Annotated in this window: 17 protein-coding genes and 1 tRNA gene; 15 read left to right on the forward strand and 3 right to left on the reverse strand. The window is 65.8% G+C overall.

The window, feature by feature from the left end:
- The first annotated feature begins 37 nt into the window (after positions 1-37).
- The 3 genes from HQ308_RS17340 to HQ308_RS17350 all read left to right on the forward strand — a co-directional run bounded on the left by HQ308_RS17340 (position 38) and on the right by HQ308_RS17350 (position 2523).
- Positions 38-1129 (forward strand): GGDEF domain-containing protein, encoded by a 1092-nt coding sequence (locus HQ308_RS17340; protein ID WP_308115805.1) that lies wholly within the window; start codon positions 38-40, stop codon positions 1127-1129.
- 160 nt (positions 1130-1289) lie between these two features.
- On the forward strand, positions 1290-2426 hold the full coding sequence (locus HQ308_RS17345) for a diguanylate cyclase (protein WP_056695894.1): 1137 nt from the start codon (positions 1290-1292) through the stop codon (positions 2424-2426).
- Positions 2427-2451: 25 nt separating this feature from the next.
- Positions 2452-2523, forward strand: a tRNA-Thr gene (locus HQ308_RS17350).
- 752 nt (positions 2524-3275) lie between these two features.
- Here the strand turns inward: HQ308_RS17350 and HQ308_RS23095 are convergent.
- On the reverse strand, positions 3276-3548 hold the full coding sequence (locus HQ308_RS23095) for an EAL domain-containing protein (protein WP_222633474.1): 273 nt from the start codon (positions 3546-3548) through the stop codon (positions 3276-3278).
- 104 nt (positions 3549-3652) lie between these two features.
- The gene (locus HQ308_RS17360) at positions 3653-3994 is read right to left on the reverse strand and encodes an alpha/beta fold hydrolase (RefSeq protein WP_222647336.1); all 342 of its coding nucleotides are present in this window, start codon (positions 3992-3994) and stop codon (positions 3653-3655) included.
- 44 nt (positions 3995-4038) lie between these two features.
- On the opposite strand from HQ308_RS17360, the gene HQ308_RS17365 reads away from it, so the two are divergent.
- From HQ308_RS17365 to HQ308_RS17400, 8 genes are all read left to right on the forward strand, one after another.
- Positions 4039-5007 carry a PAS domain S-box protein gene (locus tag HQ308_RS17365; protein WP_222633473.1) on the forward strand — a complete coding sequence of 323 codons (969 nt, stop codon included), beginning with the start codon at positions 4039-4041 and terminating at the stop codon, positions 5005-5007.
- A gap of 24 nt (positions 5008-5031) precedes the next feature.
- Complete coding sequence (locus HQ308_RS17370; RefSeq protein WP_222633472.1) at positions 5032-5361, forward strand: hypothetical protein; 330 nt, start codon at positions 5032-5034, stop codon at positions 5359-5361.
- The gene (locus tag HQ308_RS17375; RefSeq protein WP_222633471.1) at positions 5358-5528 is read left to right on the forward strand and encodes a hypothetical protein; all 171 of its coding nucleotides are present in this window, start codon (positions 5358-5360) and stop codon (positions 5526-5528) included. The genes HQ308_RS17370 and HQ308_RS17375 overlap by 4 nt, the downstream gene beginning before the upstream one ends.
- Before the next feature lie 1148 nt (positions 5529-6676).
- Positions 6677-7441 carry a fumarylacetoacetate hydrolase family protein gene (locus HQ308_RS17380; RefSeq protein WP_261776258.1) on the forward strand — a complete coding sequence of 255 codons (765 nt, stop codon included), beginning with the start codon at positions 6677-6679 and terminating at the stop codon, positions 7439-7441.
- Positions 7438-9411 (forward strand): acetoacetate--CoA ligase, encoded by a 1974-nt coding sequence (locus HQ308_RS17385; protein WP_222633469.1) that lies wholly within the window; start codon positions 7438-7440, stop codon positions 9409-9411. The genes HQ308_RS17380 and HQ308_RS17385 overlap by 4 nt, the downstream gene beginning before the upstream one ends.
- Positions 9412-9483: 72 nt before the next feature.
- Positions 9484-10476: a C-terminal binding protein gene (locus HQ308_RS17390; protein ID WP_222647338.1), complete on the forward strand. Its 993-nt coding sequence runs from the start codon at positions 9484-9486 to the stop codon at positions 10474-10476.
- Entirely contained in the window at positions 10473-11786 is a 1314-nt protein-coding gene (gene eno, locus HQ308_RS17395; protein ID WP_222633467.1) for a phosphopyruvate hydratase, read from the forward strand. The genes HQ308_RS17390 and eno overlap by 4 nt, the downstream gene beginning before the upstream one ends.
- The gene (locus HQ308_RS17400; protein WP_222633466.1) at positions 11783-12829 is read left to right on the forward strand and encodes a phosphotransferase; all 1047 of its coding nucleotides are present in this window, start codon (positions 11783-11785) and stop codon (positions 12827-12829) included. The genes eno and HQ308_RS17400 overlap by 4 nt, the downstream gene beginning before the upstream one ends.
- Here HQ308_RS17400 and HQ308_RS17405 read toward each other — a convergent pair.
- Entirely contained in the window at positions 12826-13878 is a 1053-nt protein-coding gene (locus HQ308_RS17405) for an FCD domain-containing protein (protein WP_308115806.1), read from the reverse strand. The genes HQ308_RS17400 and HQ308_RS17405 overlap by 4 nt on opposite strands.
- A gap of 117 nt (positions 13879-13995) precedes the next feature.
- Between HQ308_RS17405 and HQ308_RS17410 the strand changes: the two genes are divergently transcribed.
- The 4 genes from HQ308_RS17410 to HQ308_RS17425 all read left to right on the forward strand — a co-directional run bounded on the left by HQ308_RS17410 (position 13996) and on the right by HQ308_RS17425 (position 17684).
- On the forward strand, positions 13996-14751 hold the full coding sequence (locus HQ308_RS17410) for a polysaccharide deacetylase family protein (RefSeq protein WP_222633464.1): 756 nt from the start codon (positions 13996-13998) through the stop codon (positions 14749-14751).
- 42 nt (positions 14752-14793) lie between these two features.
- Positions 14794-15489 carry a VOC family protein gene (locus HQ308_RS17415; RefSeq protein WP_222633463.1) on the forward strand — a complete coding sequence of 232 codons (696 nt, stop codon included), beginning with the start codon at positions 14794-14796 and terminating at the stop codon, positions 15487-15489.
- Positions 15490-15645: 156 nt separating this feature from the next.
- Complete coding sequence (locus HQ308_RS17420; protein WP_222647340.1) at positions 15646-16668, forward strand: Rieske 2Fe-2S domain-containing protein; 1023 nt, start codon at positions 15646-15648, stop codon at positions 16666-16668.
- Between the two features lie 8 nt (positions 16669-16676).
- Positions 16677-17684: a PDR/VanB family oxidoreductase gene (locus tag HQ308_RS17425; protein ID WP_308115807.1), complete on the forward strand. Its 1008-nt coding sequence runs from the start codon at positions 16677-16679 to the stop codon at positions 17682-17684.
- The last annotated feature ends 7 nt before the right edge of the window (positions 17685-17691 follow it).

Consider the following 17691-nt stretch of genomic DNA (forward strand, 5'->3'; position numbering starts at 1 on the left):
GGGGCGACGACGTCCGACACTGCAGGGACGGCCCACCGTGCGCGTGCTCCCCGGAATCCCGGCGGCCGACGTCGACTACGAGAGCGTCGTGGCGTACCACCGCCACGGCACCGCGATCCGGCGAGCGCCCTACCTCATAGCGTTCGCATGCGTCCTGCTTCTCGTGAAGACCGGTGCGGATCTGGCCACCGTCCGAGGTGCCGGGTTCCGTCCGACGGTTCTCCTCGTGTCCGCAGCGGTCACCGCCGCTCTCGCGCTGTGGTGGCTCCGCGGACGGATGCCGGGTCGCTACGGATCGGTCGCGTTCGTGGCCGTCGCCGACATCGTCGTCCTCGCCCCGCTGGTGGTGCTGCCCCCGTCGTCGGTGATCGTCGTCCAGAGCGTGCTGTTGCTCGCGGTGGGCAATTACGCGAGCGCATTCCACGGCCTGCGCGTGTACCTCGTGCACAGCATCCTCGTCCTCGGGGTGACGACGGCGCTGGTGCTGCCAGCGCTCGCCGTGGGGTCCGAGAGCCTGGTCGTCGTGGCCGCGACCGCATTGGTCATCGCGTTCGTCGTGTACGGCGGATCCACGCTGAACCACGTCTTCTTCACCCAGCTTCGCGACGACGCGGTGCGGGCCTATCACGATCAGCTCACCGGGCTGCGTAATCGTCTGGGCCTGCTCGTCGACGTGGAGAAGCAGATCCATGACGCCGCCGGCACGCCGGTCGCGGTGTCGATCCTGTGCATCGATCTCGACGCGTTCAAGTCGATCAACGATCGGCACGGCCACGCGGCCGGTGACGAGGTGCTCAGACGCGCGGCCGGTCGGATCGCCGCGGTCGCCGGGGACGCCGTCAGCGCGCGGACGGGCGGGGAGGAGTTCGCCCTCGTGGTCGTCGGTGTGGGTGACCCCGGGCCGCAGATGGCGAGCGCCCTTCTCGACGCCATTCACCGCCCCGACGATCCCACCCCCGTCACTGCGTCCATCGGTGTGGCCACCGTTCCCCTGCCGGACGGCCGCGTCGATACTCGGGACCTTCTGGACACGGTCCTCGCCTCTGCTGATCGAGCCATGTACGAGGCGAAACGGTGCGGTGGGCATCGCGCAGCCGTCGCGACGGGCGATGACGCGCACTGCCTCTGACGACCGGAAACCATCCTAGACCTCGTTCGGTCGGTCTTTTTCGGGCTCTGTTCCCGCAATGACCGTGTCGACCGGGGATCGTGTGCCTACCATTGCGGTCGACGACGGTGTGGGGACCACCGTCGACACTGTTGTCCGTTTCGATGCAAGGCTGGCTCGAGTGCGTGTTCTCCGCGAGTGGTGGTCGTCCGACATCGACTACGCGTGGGTCGCCAATTACCACCGGACCCACGCCTACCTGAGGTCGGCGCCGTACTTCATCAGCGCGGCCTGCTTCCTGCTCGCAGTGAAGACGGTCGCGGATCTGGTCACAGCCCGTGACGCCGGACTGGGCGCATCCGGGTGGGTGTTCGCCGTGGCCACCGTCGTCTCCATCGCGCTCGGTCTGATGTGGGGGCGCGGCCACTTCCTCTCCCGGACGTGGTCGCTGCGCTTCGTCATCATCGGCGACGTCACCATCGCCGCGGTGCTGTTCGCGTTGCCGCCGTCCCAGATCGTCGTCATCTCCGCCGCGCTGTTGGTGACGGTGGGGAACTACGCCAATGCGTTCCACGGCGTGCGCGTCTTCGTCTGCCACGAGGCCTGGGCCATCGGCGTCGCCGGGCTGCTGTTCCTCCGACTGGTGACCACCACGTCGGTGGAGGTGTCCGCCGCCGTGTCGACCCTGGTCACCGTCCTCGTCGTCCTCTTCGCCGCGTCGTCGCTCAATCACCTGTTCTTCACCGCACTGCGTGACGACGCGGCGCGCGCGTTCTACGACCAGCTGACCGGTCTACGGAACAGACGCGGGTTGCTCGTCGACGTCGAGTCGATGCTCCGCAGCGCGCGACTCGCACCCGCCGACGGCGCCACCGTCGTGTCCGCCGTCTGCCTCGATCTCGACGCCTTCAAGTCCGTCAACGACCGCTTCGGCCACACCATCGGCGACGACGTCCTCCGCAGCGCCGCCGCCCGGATCGGTCGGGTGTCCTTCGACGCCGTCTCCGCGCGCATCGGCGGCGAGGAGTTCCTGGTCGTCGTCGCCGGCGACGAGTCGAGGGGACCGGCCGTCGCCCGCGCGCTGCTGCACGCCATCCATCGAGACGATGACGCGACACCGATCTCCGCATCCATCGGGGTGGCGTCCCTACCCCTGTCGCAGGCCCGCGGCGACACCGCCGTGATGCTCAACAGCCTGCTCGATCGCGCTGACGCCGCCATGTACCAGGCGAAGCGACAGGGCGGGAACAGGGTCAGCGTCGCCGACCCCGGAACCGACGGGGTGGGCGGGCGCCGGCAGGAGGGGCTCTCGTTATGATGGTGCAGCTCGGTTCGCCGGGCACGCCTCCTTAGCTCAGTGGTAGAGCACTCGCCTTGTAAGCGAGCGGTCTTCGGTTCAATCCCGAAAGGAGGCTCTCTGTAGGCCGCTTACCTGCAGAATGCCCTGAATCCGGGCTCGATGTCACGAGTTGTCACAACTCATTCGTAACTCGTTCGGTGGACTCGGGTTGATGTGGTGGGCTGTTGGGGACTTTGCGCAGAAGTGTCCACTACCGGCGTTGGACTTCCAAGGACTTCTGTGGACGGAAACCACTCGCCTCACGTCGGTCGCCGGTGGCGTGGACGTGTTCGTACCTCGATGGACGGGGTGCACCGTTCGCTTCCAACACATCGATATGGAAGGCCCGGGCCGCCCGACGGAGGCCTGGTTCGGCGCCTGCCGAGGTGCGACGTGGGGGCGGCCCGTGCGGTGTGCGTGGGCAGACTGGGAATCCCGAGTAGGTACCCCTGAGCGAGGGGCACACCGAGGTGGCGCAGCATGTCGAGCTGCCCGGGCCTTTCGACACCTTATGCGATGACCACGGCGTCCAGGCTGTCGGTCAGCTGCACCGGGGAGCGGACGACCGTGGCCATCCCGGGCAGTCGATCGAGCGCGTCGACGAGTACCGGTGCGAGTTTGACGATGTCGACGTCGAGCGCAGCGAGGGCCGACAGGCTGGTGTCGGTGCTGCCGAAGTCGTTGAGTCGTTGAGCCCGACCCGCACGCCGAGGGCGTGCATCTTCGCGATGCCGCGGCGGACGTCCTCGTTGTGCGGCGCGATCGCGTTCTCAGCGATTTCGAGAACCAGTTCCTCGTGTCGTAGCAGACCGGTGCCGAACACGGTTCTCAGTGACGCTTCGAGGTGCGCGGTGTCGAGTTCGACAGGGAGAACGTCGACGTGGATGCGTCCAGGGTGCGGAAAGTCGCCGGCACTGGTGCGATGCGCCGACCGGTGTGCTGCAGGGCGGCGGATGTCAGTTCCGGGAGGATGCCTCCCCGGCTCGCTGCGGCGACCACCGACAGCGGGTCGGCAACTGTATTCCCGCGCGGGAGGCGAAGCAGCGCTTCGGTTCCCCGTATCCGTCCGGTGGCAGTGTCGACGATCGGTTGCAGCAACACCGCGACAGTCGTTACTACGCGGCAAGTTCTTCGAGGGCCCGATCGAGGTCACCGGCGAATTGTCGACCCGCGCTTGACATGAACTGGTCCGACTCGTTCGGACTTCATCCTCTGTCGGTGCGGTCGAGAATCAATCGAGTGGCTTCTTTCGGTGCGTCCCATTGCGGAAAGTGACCGCATCGCTCGAACCAGTGCAGTACGGCATCGGGGAACAGCTCGGAAGCGCGCGCTGCTTGCTTCGGCACTGTCACCAGATCTCGTCGTCCCCAACCGATTGTGACCCGCTCGGGCACTGTGCCGGACGAGGCGCCTTCCTGCTTCGGCCCGTGGATGAGGGCGTTCACAGCGGCCTCGGTCGACGGGGAGTCGGCGAGCCCGCGCACGTCGGGCAACACGGTGTCGCGCGAGAGCGCCCATGGCCGCGCCGACAACTGTGGCAGCAGCAAGGTCCTTCCCGCATCCATCGATCGCCGAGCGAACGGATCGATGATTGCCGAGTCACCCCCGCGCCGACCCCACCACGGGCGGCCACGTCGACGATGCTGTTCTGCGGGCGGTGATCGAACGGTCCTCGGACATGGTCGTGCTGTGGGACTCCGCCGGGATCGTGCGGTTCGTCAACCCGGCCGGACTGCGCCTTGTCGGGCTCACCGAGAACTTGGCCACGAACGTGACCACGACGGACCATTTCACCCCCGGCGCGACGTCCACCGTCGAGGACGCCGAACACACCGCGCGCGCGAAGCGGCCGTGGCGTGGAATCGGTGAGGTCCGCAGAACCGGCACCGACGTCCCGGTTCCGGTGGTGTTGTCGGCGTTCGTCGTGAGCCGCACCACCGCATCGCATCTGGTCGCCGCACTGATCCGCGAGCGTCCCCGCCACCCACGACTCGACGCCGAGCTCGTCGACGTGGACGCCGCTGACCGGCTCACGACCGGACAGGCAGCGCTCGCCGGGCTCGCGCGGCTCGGTGTCTCCGCCGATCTCGATGCTGTGTCGGCGGCCACGACGACAGCAGCGACCCTGCTCGACGTGCGATCGGCTGCTGTGGCCCGCCGCGGCGCGCCCACGGACCCGTTGCTGCGCATCGACGCGGTCACCGGCACCCTGCGCACCGACGTGGTGGTGCCCGTCGGCGACGGCTCGATGTCCGGTCACGCGTTGGCGCACCGTCAGCTGACGGTGCGCCAGGACGTCGAGACCGAATCCCGATTCGACCGGCGCGAGCTGCTCCGGGGCCGGATGGAGGTCGAAGCCGAATCCGTCGCGTACGTTCTCGCGGGGATCCTGGGACTCGACACCGCCGCCTACAGCGTCGGCTACGTCGCCGGATGGGCCGACGGCAACCTCGACACCGTCACCGACACCGCCCGCGCCGTTCTCGCCACCGTTCACGAGCTCGCCGACGCCCTCGACCCCCACACCGACACCGACAGCGGCGACACCGCCGCCGCTTGACCCGCACCACCGGAAGGAACTCACGTGCCAGCACAAGCATGGGTGACCCTGATCGTCGGCGTCCTCGCCGTCGTCGGGGTCGCCCTCACCATCCGACAACGCACCGTCGCCGACAAACGCGCCCAAGCATGGGACCGCATCACCTGGTGCCTGGACCACACCCTCAGCAAGGACGACGACGAGGCCGAACTCGGCTGGGACGTCTACGCGACCGTCACTGATTCACCTCTCATCACCAAGACAGAGGAGGCAGTTCTGGTCGCGGTGGCAGACCGAGCGATTCGGTCGACGGTGGCGGAACTCGCCGACACAGAGGACACTGACAACCAGAACGAGCAGGAGGACCCGCGATGACCACCACCGAATCCCGCGCAGTCGACAAGACACCGCGACCCCGCGTCGCCGCCGCCGCCGCGCGCGCGTCGATCGCGATGCGCGAACGCAGTGGGCGCGAAGTGCCGCAGTGGATCCGTGACGCCGCAGCAGGCAAGCCGACCACGGTGCCGCCCGAACAGTCCTGACCAGCGAGCACACGCAACGGAGAGGCCCGCACCCCAGGGTGCGGGCCTCTTTCGTGTCCGCAGGCGGCGCCGAAGCCGATGTCGCTACCCGTACAGCCAGGCGGCCGACGCTGCGCTCCGTCCTGTGAAAAGCGTCGTTCTTTCGACACATCTGGCTATCTTCGATCGTGCGGCACTCCCTGCCTCATCGCCAACACCCGACCTCCGCTGCGCTCCGGCCCCTGCGGGGTCCGGAAACTTCTCAGAGCGCCTCCGGCTGAGAACTTTCCGGATCGGGGGCCGGTATCGGTCACTCGCACCGCCGTCATCTGCGCTACGCCAGATGAGGGCGTGAGCAACTGGAGCTTGATGTACCGGAGGAACTCACCAGCCAGGCAGCTGGGGGTCTGACTCCGTATGACGCCGAGAGTCGACGCGCCTGAAACCGACGCCGATCGCCAGATTCGAGAGATCTTGGCGACCCGATGCAGCAGATTTACGTGTCGGTCAGGTAAGGCATGGCGGGTTCCTACGCGGTCTTCTCGATCGGGAGATGCGATGAGGTCCGCTCGACGAAATCACCGAACTAGATTCCGCGACCTCACCGGTATGCGTGTCCTTCGGCAGAATTCCCGGTATCGAAGGGGCGAGGTCGAAAGGTGCAACACCCACCTTGGGCGTGATGTGGCCCGCGGCTGCGGCGCTACTGGTGCGCCGTTGCGGATGGTCGGCTTCCTGACACGGACGTCCCACGGTGGTCGGATGGCGGCGGCGCGAGGCCACGTATTTCGGTAGGTGTTCGGCCGACCACGTCGTAGTCGCGGTTCGACTCTGCCACAATTTGTTTCAGGCTATCGGCGTATCCGTATCCGACGCGGAGAGCGGCGACGGCGGCCGCGGGGCCTACTGCACCGCTACGTCTTGCCCTCGTGTCGCCGACGTCCGCAGCCGGCAACGCATGGCTGCCGACTCGCGGTGTCGTCGACCGAATTCTTGCGGAATGTCGAGCGATGTGTCAGCCTTAAACCAATGCATGCGCGCGCAACTAATGCGGGTGCGAGTCGGGAGGCGCCATGAAGATCGCGAACGTACAGGGTCGGGCTGCCCTCGTCGAGAACGGGTTCCGTGTAGATGTGGGAGTCGCAAGCGGGGGGAGATTCGGTCCGTGCATGCCCGAGCTCTACTCGGACTGGCAGCAGTTCACCGAGTGGGCCGAGAGCCGGACGGTTGTCACGGACGGCACGCCTTTCTTGGCGACGGAGGCCGGCCCGCCCAGTCCGGACCCGAGGCAAGTTTTCGCGGTCGGAATCAACTACCGCCAGCACGCCGCCGAAAGTGGCTGGCCGGTACCGGAAGTGCCACTCGTGTTCACGAAGTTCCCGAGCTCGATCACCGGTCCACATGGCGAGATTGCCCTGCCGTCCGACGTCGTCGATTGGGAGGTCGAGGTGGTGGTCGTCATCGGCACCGGCGGACGTCACATCTCGGCGGATCGCGCGCGAGAACACATCGCGGGGGTCACCACGGGGCAGGACCTCTCGGAGCGCCGAGTTCAGATGCGGCCGAAGGACGGACCCCAATACAGCCTGGGCAAGTCGTACCCCGGATTCGCGCCTATCGGTCCCGTGCTCTACACCACCGACGAGATCCCCGATCTTGCCAGTATTCCGCTCACCTGTGCGTTGAACGGTCGGACCGTTCAGCAGGGATCGACTGCCGACCTGATCTTCTCCATTCCCGAGCTCGTCTCATACTTGTCGGGCATCGTTCGGCTCCTGCCCGGGGACCTGATATTCACCGGCTCGCCCTCCGGGGTCGGCGCCGGCATGACGCCGCCGCGCTTCCTCACCTCTGCCGACACCATCGTGTCCGCGATCATGGACGGCGACGAGATGAGGCAGACCTTCCGCGACGAGATCCGGGACGAACAGTGAGCTGTTCGGAAAGCTCGGCGCAGGCGGTCGATGCCGAGATCGGCGACGTGAATCTCGAAGACTTTCAGCGCTGGCTACGTAGCACGCACTCCATCGACGTCTCGACCTACCACGATCTGCACAGGTGGTCCGTCGACGATATCGAGCAATTCTGGCGCGTCCTCGCCGAGTACTTCGATATCGCGCACACCGGATCCCTCGAGCCGACGCTAGCCGAGTCGGCGATGCCGGGTGCGCGTTGGTTCCCCCACGTCGAGCTGAATTACGTCGAGCAGGTGATGCGGCATCTCGATCAGTCCGGCGTCGCGATCATCGGCGTCTCCGAGACAGGCGAGCAACGACACGTGTCGTGGCCCGAGCTCGCCCGCCAGGTCGGAGCTTTGGCCACCACCCTTCGAGCCGCGGGCATCGGCGAAGGGGACGTCGTCGTCGGATATCTCCCCAATGTTCCCGAGTCCATCGTGGCGTTCCTTGCCGCAGCCGCACTCGGGGCAACCTGGGCCTGCTGCGGACAGGACTTCTCCGGCGAGGCTGCCGAGGCGCGCCTCGGACAGCTCACTCCGAGTGCGCTGGTGACGGCCGACGGCTACCGCTTCGGCGGCAGAACAGTCGACAAGCGCGACGACGTGCGTACACTCGCGCGTTCCCTCTCGAACGTGCGCCTGACGGTGATCGTTCCCCGCATCGGGCTTTCCATGGACGGCGTTATCGACGCGTCCACCGGCATGAGCTGGTCGAACGCCACCGAGGGCGAACACCCGATTCGGCCTGTTCGGGTTCCTTTCGACCACCCCCTGTGGGTTCTCTTCTCCTCCGGCACCACCGGACGTCCCAAGGGGATAGTGCACGGCCATGGCGGGGTACTGCTGGAGCATCTGAAGCAGATGTGGCTGCATTGGGACCTGACCGACCGAGACGTGTTCTTCTGGTTCACGTCGCCCAGTTGGATGCTGTGGAACATGCAGCCCGCTGCCCTCCTGGTGGGTGCCACCGTCGTCTGCTATGACGGCAGCCCCGACCATCAGTCGCCCGCGACGTTGTGGGACATCGCCAGCCGGAACGGTGTCACCTTGTTCGGTACCAGTCCGGGATATCTCCAACTGAGCGAGAAGAGCGGCGTGGCGCCGAACCGAGACCAGTTGCCGAACCTGCGTCTGATCGGCGCCACGGGCTCTGTGGTCCCCTCCTCCGCCTACCGGTGGGTCGAGGCGCGATTCGGCGTCGACATGCCGCTGCAGAGCATCGCCGGAGGGACCGACATCGTGAGCGGGTTCGCCGGCCCGGTTCCGACCCTGCCCGTGCGCGAAGGCCGTCTGACCGCCGCGCTGCTCGGGGTCGCCCTGGAGTGCTGGGACGATGCGGGTCAGCCTGTCACGGGCCGCATCGGCGAACTCGTCGTCACCGCCCCGCTGCCGTCGATGCCGATCGGGTTCTGGGACGATCCCGGCGGGGAGCGTTACCGTGCGACGTACTTCGATCGGTGGCCGGGCGTGTGGCGCCACGGAGACTGGATCACCATCGACGGCGATGGGTCGGTCCTGTTCCACGGGCGATCCGATGCGACATTGAACCGCAACGGTGTGCGGATGGGTAGTGCGGACATCTACGCCGTCGTCGAGCAGATGCCGGAGGTATTGGAGGCACTCGTGGTGGGCGTCGAGCTCCCCGAGGGGGGCTATTGGATGCCACTGTTCGTCGTACTCCGGCCGGGCGCTGTCCTCGACGATGAGTTGCGCTCGCGCATCGTGAACGCGATCCGGCGGGAAGCCTCGCCACGGCACGTGCCCGATGTGATCCTCCAGGCGTCCGGACTTCCCCACACACGCACCGGAAAGAAGCTCGAGGTGCCCGTGAAGCGCATCCTGCGAGGAGCCGCGGTCGACGACGTCCTCGACGTACGGTCTCTCGACGACGCGTCGTTGCTCGATCAATTCGTTCGGTTATCCAAAACCCTGATTCCCCAACAATAGTGGCGTTCCGCGACTGTCCCGAGCCGCCGGGTGTCGACCGGCATCTCACCACACCTGCACCGGAAGGCACCGATGTCCCACGACAGCGTCGTACTTCTCACCGATCGCGCGTGGCCCGATTCGACCGTCGAGCGCGATCTGTTGCGGGCGGCGGGTCTGACGTTGGTCGAGGGCCCTGCTGCCCCGGCTCCGGGCGACGAGATCGAGCGCCTCGTCGCCCGTCACGACCCGATCGCCGTCATGACCTGCTGGGCGCAGGTCTCGGCCGCGGCCATCGCCGCGTCGAGCAGACTGAAAGTCGTGGCACGGATGGGTGTCGGACTCGACAACATCGCGGTCGACGTGGCGACGCGTCGGGGTGTCCTCGTCACCAACGTGCCCGACTACTGCGTGGAAGAGGTCTCCGACCATGCGGTCGGCATGATGCTCAACTGGACGCGTGGACTCACGATCTTCGACCGCGACGTCCGTTCGGGAACCTGGCAGCCGGCAGCGGCGCTACTCGGCCGTCTGCGTAGCAAGACGGTCGGCATCGTCGGCTACGGCCGGATCGGACACGCCACGGCCCGCAAGCTCGGTGCGTTCGGATGCTCCATCGTCGTCCACAGTGAAAGCCACGCACCGAGACCGGGAGTCGACTGGGCGACGTTGCCCGATCTGCTCTCGCGGAGTGACATCGTGGTCCTGCACCTGCCCTTGACTCCACGAACCGAACTCATCATCGGCGAGAAGGAGCTTCGCTCGATGCGACCCGGTGCACTTCTGGTCAATGTCGGCAGAGGCGGGCTGGTGGACACCGATGCACTCGTCCGGGCACTGGACTCAGGTCACCTCGCCGGGGCCGCTCTCGATGTTCTCGAAAACGAACCGGTTGTCCCGGCCGGCCTGCTGAGCCACCCCGGTGTGACCATTACGCCCCACATAGCCTTCTCGTCGGTCGACTCCGTCCTCGAACTACGTCGCAAGGCGACCGAGGACGTCATTCGCGTCGCGAACGGGCTGTCCCCGAACTACCCCTGCAACGCGCCGGCGATGGTCGCCGCAGACAAGGACGTCACGACGTGAACACGATCAGTGGGATCCATGCCCGGATGATTCTCGACTCCCGCGGTCGTCCCACCGTCGAGGTGGACGTCGCGACGAGTGGCGGCACCGTCGGGCGCGCGGCCGTGCCGTCGGGTGCCTCGACCGGTACCTACGAGGCATGGGAGCTGCGTGACGGCGGAACTGAGTGGGGTGGGCTGGGAGTCGACCGCGCAGTCGCCCACGTCACCTCCGAGATCGCCGACGCGGTCGTCGGCCTCGACGTCCGTGACCAGGAGAAGTTGGACGGCCTGCTGGTCGAACTCGACGGGTCGACCCGGCTTCGGCGTCTGGGTGCCAACGCCGTCCTGGCCGTGTCTCTTGCCGCCGCACGTGCTGCGGCGACCTGTCAGCGGTTGTCGCTCCACGACTGGATCGGAATGCTCGTCGGCGGCGACCGATCGCCCACCATACCGTTGCCCATGGTCAACATCCTCAGCGGTGGTCTGCACGCACGTGGCGGAATGGACGTCCAGGACTTCCTCGTCGTCCCCGTCGGAGCCGGGTCCACGCGGCACGCCATCTCGATGTCCGTCGACCTTCGTGCCGCCGCGCAAAAGGCCTTGTCCGCACGCGGACTCAGCACGCTGCTCGCCGACGAGGGCGGTTTGAGTCCGGGTTTCGCCACCGGCGACGATGCCCTCGCCTTCATGGTCGAGGCAATCGAGAGGGCCGGACTGATCCCCGGCCGCGACGTTGCCATCGCGATCGATGTTGCGGCACATACATTATGGGATCCGACAACGAGTTCCTACGCCTTCCGGCGAGAGGGCGTACGCCGAACGACCGCCGAGGTCATCGATCTCGTCGAGGAATGGGTGCACTCGTATCCGATCGTGTCCGTCGAGGACGCCCTGGACGAGGAGGACTGGGAAGGATGGACGGAGCTGACCGCTCGGTTGGACCACCGCGTCAACCTCATCGGCGATGACCTCTTCACCACGAATCCTGTTCGACTCCAGCACGGAATCGATCATGGTGCAGCCAACGGTGTTCTGGTGAAGGTCAACCAGAACGGGACACTTACCGGCACACTCGCCGTGCTGCGAGCGGCGAAGAGCGCAGGTTATGTACCGGTCGTCTCGGCGCGATCCGGTGAGACGGAGGACAGTTTCATCAGCGACCTCGCCGTGGGAACCGCCGCCGGGCAGATCAAGATCGGTTCGATGCGCAACTCCGACCGACTCTCGAAGTACAACCAGTTGTTGCGAATCGACGAGAAGGGTGATGTGCCGTTCGCCGGTACCTCCGCATTACAGCGATGGGAACGCCGGATGGGTTCGCGAGCATGACGACCGACGAGGCCGCGGTGTCCGTCATTCCCGAGGAGGCGCACAAGTTCCTGGTCGACGCCGGGCTCGCCGAGGCTCACGAACCGCAGACGTGGGAGGCCCTCACGGGCGGTGTCTCCTCGGAACTGTGGCACGTCGAGACGACGCGACACTCGCTGTGCGTGAAGGGTGCGTTGGCACGCCTGAACGTGGCGGGGGAGTGGCACGCTCCGCTCGGCCGCAATCAGGTGGAGTGGGACTGGCTGCGTTTTGCCCACCGGACGGTTCCCGGCGCCGTGCCCGTCCCACTGGCGCACGACGCGGATCGCGGATTGTTCGCGATGAGCTATCTACCACCCGTCAGCCATGCTTTGTGGAAGGCCGAGCTGCTGTCGGGACGCGTCGATCCGGCGGCCGCTGCTGCCGTCGGCTCGCTGATCGGTCGGTTGCACGCTGCGAGCGCCGACGATTCCGAGCTGGCCCACGAGTTCGCCACCGACGACAATTTCCGCCAACTGCGGGTCGATCCCTACATGACCAGTACCGCTCGGCGCCATGAGGATCTGGCCGCAGCCATCCGGGCGACGGCGGAAAGGACCATGAGCACTCGACGCGTCCTGATCCACGGAGACGTCAGCCCCAAGAACATTCTCCTGGGCGACAGCGGTCCCGTGCTGCTGGACGCGGAGTGTGCCTGGTTCGGCGATCCCGCTTTCGATGTCGCGTTCGTCCTTGCTCACCTGATGCTCAAGACGATGGTGGTCTCGCACAAGGTCGACGAGCTGCTCGCCAGTGCGGCACTGTTGGTCGCGTCCTACATGAAGCATGTGACCTGGGAAAGCCATCGAGCGCTGAGTGCGCGTGTCGCACAGTTGCTTCCGTTGCTTCTCCTGGCGCGCATCGACGGGCTCTCGCCGGTCGAGTACCTGGACGACCACCAGCGCGACGGCGTTCGATCAGCGGCGCGACGGGGAGTCGCCGCCGACCACGATGATCTGGAACAGGTGCTCGCGCGGACGAGCACCGAGTTCGAACTCGCGAACCGACGCTCGACAGACTGCTAGCGAATGCGCAGTGGCTCCGAGGCAGCGAACTGATGGTTGCCGGTCGCCGCTGCTATCTGTTCGGCGTCGCCCCCGAGGACTGCCTCCACCAGCCGGGCGTGGACGCTGAGTCTATGCCCGAGATACTCCGGCAAGCCGTCCGTGGGGATGACCGATGCGTTGCTGCTCGCCACGATGGACAACAGCTGAAGATAGATGGCGCGCAGCGTCGTGTTCTGGCAGTAGCCGGCCAACTGGCGGTGCAATTCCCAATCGACCTTGAAGAACGTCTCGGGATCGTCCAGCCTCTGCGCCATCTCCGCGACGGTGCTGTGCAGCTCGGCCGCCGCGGACTCAGGAAGATGCTGGGCGGCGTCGAGCAGTAGCGGCAGCTCGAGGGCCTCGCGAGTACGCAGAGCGTCTGCGACGAGCACCTCGTCTGCGGTGACAGAGAGCAGAGACTTGCCGAATTTGACGACGTGCTCCATCGGCGCAGGATCTCCCAGTGGTTCGTCGCCGCTGCTGAGCCGGTCGAGTAGCGACGTCAAGGGGGCGACATCGTCGTCCAGATGGCGGCCGAAATGTTGCTCGACCGCCCGGTTGTGTTCCGGAGTCGCACGGAGCACGACGTCTCGACCTTTCGAGGTGAGCCGCAGGACCACGTTTCTGCGATCGTGCGCCGCAACCTCACGCTCCACCAGACCGGCGCTTGCCATCTTCGCGAGCATGCGACTGGTCCCGCTCTGACTGAGGTTCGTCGTTTCGCTGAAGCGGTGCTGATAGACGGCGTCGCTCGACTCGTACAGGCCGGCGAGCACGATGTACCAGTCGAGGGGGAGTCCGCTCGTCTCCTCGAACTCGCGGGCGATCCTTCCCCCGACTCGCTGGCTGGTCACCCAGAGAGAGCGCCACACCCGGAGTGTGTCCGAGTTTCGACGCGGTGTCTCTGCTCCCATGTTCCGTCCCCTCTGATCGCTCGTGGACCGCCGTGGCAGACGTGCGACGCGACATCGGCGACTGCGCATACCTGACTGAAGCCAGTCTAAACGAAGAAATGCTGGCGCACGCATCTGTGCGAATCAATGCTTGCGCATACATGGCTCGGCTTGTAGAGTGACTCGAGACACAGCAAACAGGGCGGCGCAGGGAAAGGGACTCACGTGGACAACGGAAATGCGGTTCTGTGTGTGACCGTCGACAACCTGGGACGCGCCGCGGAGATCACCCTCGGCCTCGCGAGCCGCCCGGATCCGCACGAGCCGGGAATCCGAGCGCTTCCCCGGGTCCTGGACCTGTTCGAGCGTCTCGGAATTACGGCCACCTTCTTCGTGGAGGGCTGGAACGGGCTGCATCATCCCGAGGCCGTCCACTCGATAGCCGAGCGGGGACACGAGGTAGGACTCCACGGCTGGATGCACGAGAACTGGGACGAACTCACAGACGGCCAACGCGAGTCGCGGCTCTTCGACGGCACCGCAGCGCTCGGACTCGCCGGTGTCGAGCCAATCGGGTTTCGTGCACCTGGTGGCTACCGAGGAAGCCGCACCGCGGAAGTTCTGTGTGAGCTCGGGTACGCCTTCGACGCGAGCATCGATCGCGGTACCGAAGGTGATTTTCCGTCCGTCTCCATGCTGAGTCCCGGAATCCCGAGTGTCCCGTTCAGGTGGGACATGATCGATTTCTGGCAGTACCACATGCACCCCGCCGGGCCCCGCAGCCCCGCCCAGTACCTCGACCATCTCGATCACACGTTAGACGTCGCGATCGCGGAAGGGGGACTGCTCACCTTGGTAGTTCACCCTTTCGAATCGTTCGCGGACGAGGCCAAACTCGCTGTCGTCACCTCCTTTCTGGAACGTGCGACGGCGTCGCCGGACGTCGACGTGCTCAGCGCGGGCACGGTCGCCGCGCGCGCCGCGGCTCAGCTCGCGCCATCGATCTGACCGAAGCGACATCTCCCACCCACCACAAGAAGGAGCACCACCATGTCCGTCACCATTCATCCTCGGGGCATCAACCATCTCGCGATCGCGACACGCGACATCAAGACACAAATCGAATTCTTCACCGACGTTCTCGGCTGCAAGCTCAATGCACTGTTCTGGATGTACAACGTGCCGGATGCATATCACTGCTTCCTCGAGTTGAGTCCCACGTCGTTCGTGTCCTTCGTCCAGCACCCCGACAACCCGGACAAGGTCGAGTTGGGCCTGACTCACTCCGGATTCCCGGGAGGCACGGTTGCGGCCGGCGTCGCTCAGCACATCGCTTTCGATCTGGACAGCATCGAGAACCTGCACGCCATGCGTGATCGGATCCGAAGCAGGGGTGTGTGGGTCATGGGGCCTCTCGACCACGGAACGTGTGAGTCGATCTACTTCGCCGGCCCGGAGAATCTGACTCTCGAGATCACCGCAGGCCAGCCGTTCGATCCCGAATTCTGGATCGACCCGGAGGTGGTCGAACGCGCAGGCATCGACAAGGAGGAACTGGGCCGATTCCTCGACCCGTCCGAGTACGTCAGCCCGGACGGCATCAAGGGCAGCGTTCCTCAACCCGCGCTGGACCTCGACAAGCCCCACATGGAATTTCCTGACGACGGAATCTATCGCCTGAGCGACGAGCAGGTCCGTGAACTCCTCAGTCACACGGAGACTCCGGTCAAGCCGAATCTGTCCTGAAGAACGCCACAGTCGGCCAACGGCGGTAGGGCTCGCTCGCGACGCGAACTCTACCGTCTCGTGACCCTGCGAGCGTGCAAGGACCTCACCCTCGATCGACCATCGGAGACATGAATGACACTCACAGAACCGACGCGGACCAAGGCTCCGGGTGCGGTGGCACCGCTGGTGCGGGAGGCGTGGTACGTCATCGGCGCCCGCAGCGAGTTCGACCGCACGTTGAAGCAGCGAACCGTCCTGGGAGAACCGCTGTGCTACTACGAGGCAAGCGACGGCTCGCTGATCGTGCTCGATGACCGTTGTGCGCACAGGCGTTTCCCGCTCTCCAAGAGCCGACTCGACGGCGACGTCATCCAATGTGGCTACCACGGTTTCCGATACGGCAAGGACGGTGGATGCGTGGGTGTGCCCGGCGGTGCGAACCCCTCGGCGATTCGAGTGCGTTCCTATCCTGCGCTTCACCGGGGACCCTGGGTATGGATCTGGACCGGAAGTGACCCGAGCTCAGCCGATCCCGCGCTCATTCCTTGGCCCGGGGACCAGCTGGCCGGTCGCGACGAGTACATCACCGGCTATACGTGGAATCCCGCCAACTACGGCTTGATTCATGAGAACCTACTCGACCTGACCCACCTGCAATACCTGCACGACGTCGTCGACGACGTGTTCACAGCAGCGGAGCCGGTGATGTTCTCGACCGACGAACTGCCGCGCGGGTTTGCCGACAAGGCGGTGGGCTACTACAAGAACATCGACACCGTCCTCGGGGTTCATGCTCCCAATGTCGGTGCCGACCCCGCGCTGCCCATCATCAAGCGCGCCGCGTACCTGTCCGTCACGCCGGCACTCATGTACGGATTCGAACATATCGATCCGCACGATCCCGATGCCACAGATCTGCGGTCGCTCGCGGTGCTGCACTGCATCACACCGGAAAGCGAGAGTTCCACCCACCAGTTCTGGGCGTACTGGCAGGACGTGCCTCTCGTCATCGATCCCGACACGTTGACGTCGTTCATCAAGGTCGTCTTCGAACAGGATGTCGAGGCGCTGGAATGGCAGCAGGAGTACGTCTCGCGCGATCACCGTCCCGGTGTCGTCGAGGCGAGCGTGTCGGCAGACGCGCCGACTCTTCGCATCCGTCGATTGCTACACCGCTTAGCAGCCGAGCAGAGCTGAGATCCGCCGTGTCGACGACGGAGACCGATTCCCACGCATCGCAGGCCGGTGAGCTCGTCCGCAGCGGCGGTCCGGAGTATGACCTGACCCTCGTCGTCGAGGCGCGGCGCAGCGTCGCGGACGGAGTCCTCGAACTGACGATGCTGAGCGCCGACGGGCGACCGCTGCCCCCATGGACGCCGGGTGCGCACATCGAGCTCCATCTCCCGAACGGCCTCGTGCGCCATTATTCCTTGTGCGGTGACCCCGAGGACGGAACTGCCTGGCGTATTTCCGTACTACGTGAGTCGGAAGGTCGAGGCGGGTCCGCCTACGTTCACGACCTCGCTGCCGTCGGCGACGTCATCGAAGCGCGTGGACCGAGGAATCGGTTCACGCTCGAGCCGGCAGCCCGCTATCGGTTCATCGCCGGAGGAATCGGTATAACACCGATCCTGCCGATGGTGGTCGCAGCCGACGCAGCGGGGGTGGAGTGGACGCTCACGTACGGCGGCCGCACCCGCGCGTCCATGGCATACCTCGACGAGCTTCTGGCCTACGGTGACCGGGTCGTGATACACCCGCAGGACGAATGCGGGATGCTCGATCTCGACGCAGTCGTGCGCAACCCGAGTGCCGACACCCTCGTCTACTGTTGTGGGCCGGGAGTTCTCCTCGACGCGGTTCGACAGCGTTGTGCGACATGGCCTACAGGTGCACTTCACATCGAAAGATTTCGGGCCGACCCGGCCGAGGAGACGGTCCTGACCGACACGTTCGAGGTCGAGATCGCGTCGACGGGTACGAGGTTGTCGGTACCGCCCGGCAGCTCGGTCCTCGAGGTGCTGGAACACGCCGGCGTCGATGTTCCGTCCTCGTGTCGAGAAGGGATCTGCGGCACCTGTGAGACCGGGGTGGTGGCGGGCGAGGTCGACCACCGCGATGCGCTTCTCACCGATGCGGAGCGCGCTGCGAACACCACGATGTTCGTGTGTGTCTCTCGGGCGCGAACTCGTTCGTTGACCCTGGATCTCTGATCGACAG

The sequence above is a fragment of the Rhodococcus sp. BP-241 genome, from assembly GCF_019836145.1.
In the GTDB taxonomy this organism is placed as follows: domain Bacteria; phylum Actinomycetota; class Actinomycetes; order Mycobacteriales; family Mycobacteriaceae; genus Rhodococcoides.

Coding starts and splice junctions, on each gene's coding strand:
- HQ308_RS17375 (WP_222633471.1), top strand. CDS start 5,358: ATGACCACCACCGAATCCCGCGCAGTCGACAAGACACCGCGACCCCGC.
- HQ308_RS17380 (WP_261776258.1), top strand. CDS start 6,677: ATGCCCGAGCTCTACTCGGACTGGCAGCAGTTCACCGAGTGGGCCGAG.
- HQ308_RS17390 (WP_222647338.1), top strand. CDS start 9,484: ATGTCCCACGACAGCGTCGTACTTCTCACCGATCGCGCGTGGCCCGAT.
- HQ308_RS17400 (WP_222633466.1), top strand. CDS start 11,783: ATGACGACCGACGAGGCCGCGGTGTCCGTCATTCCCGAGGAGGCGCAC.
- HQ308_RS17405 (WP_308115806.1), bottom strand. CDS start 13,878: ATGCGTGCGCCAGCATTTCTTCGTTTAGACTGGCTTCAGTCAGGTATG.
- HQ308_RS17415 (WP_222633463.1), top strand. CDS start 14,794: ATGTCCGTCACCATTCATCCTCGGGGCATCAACCATCTCGCGATCGCG.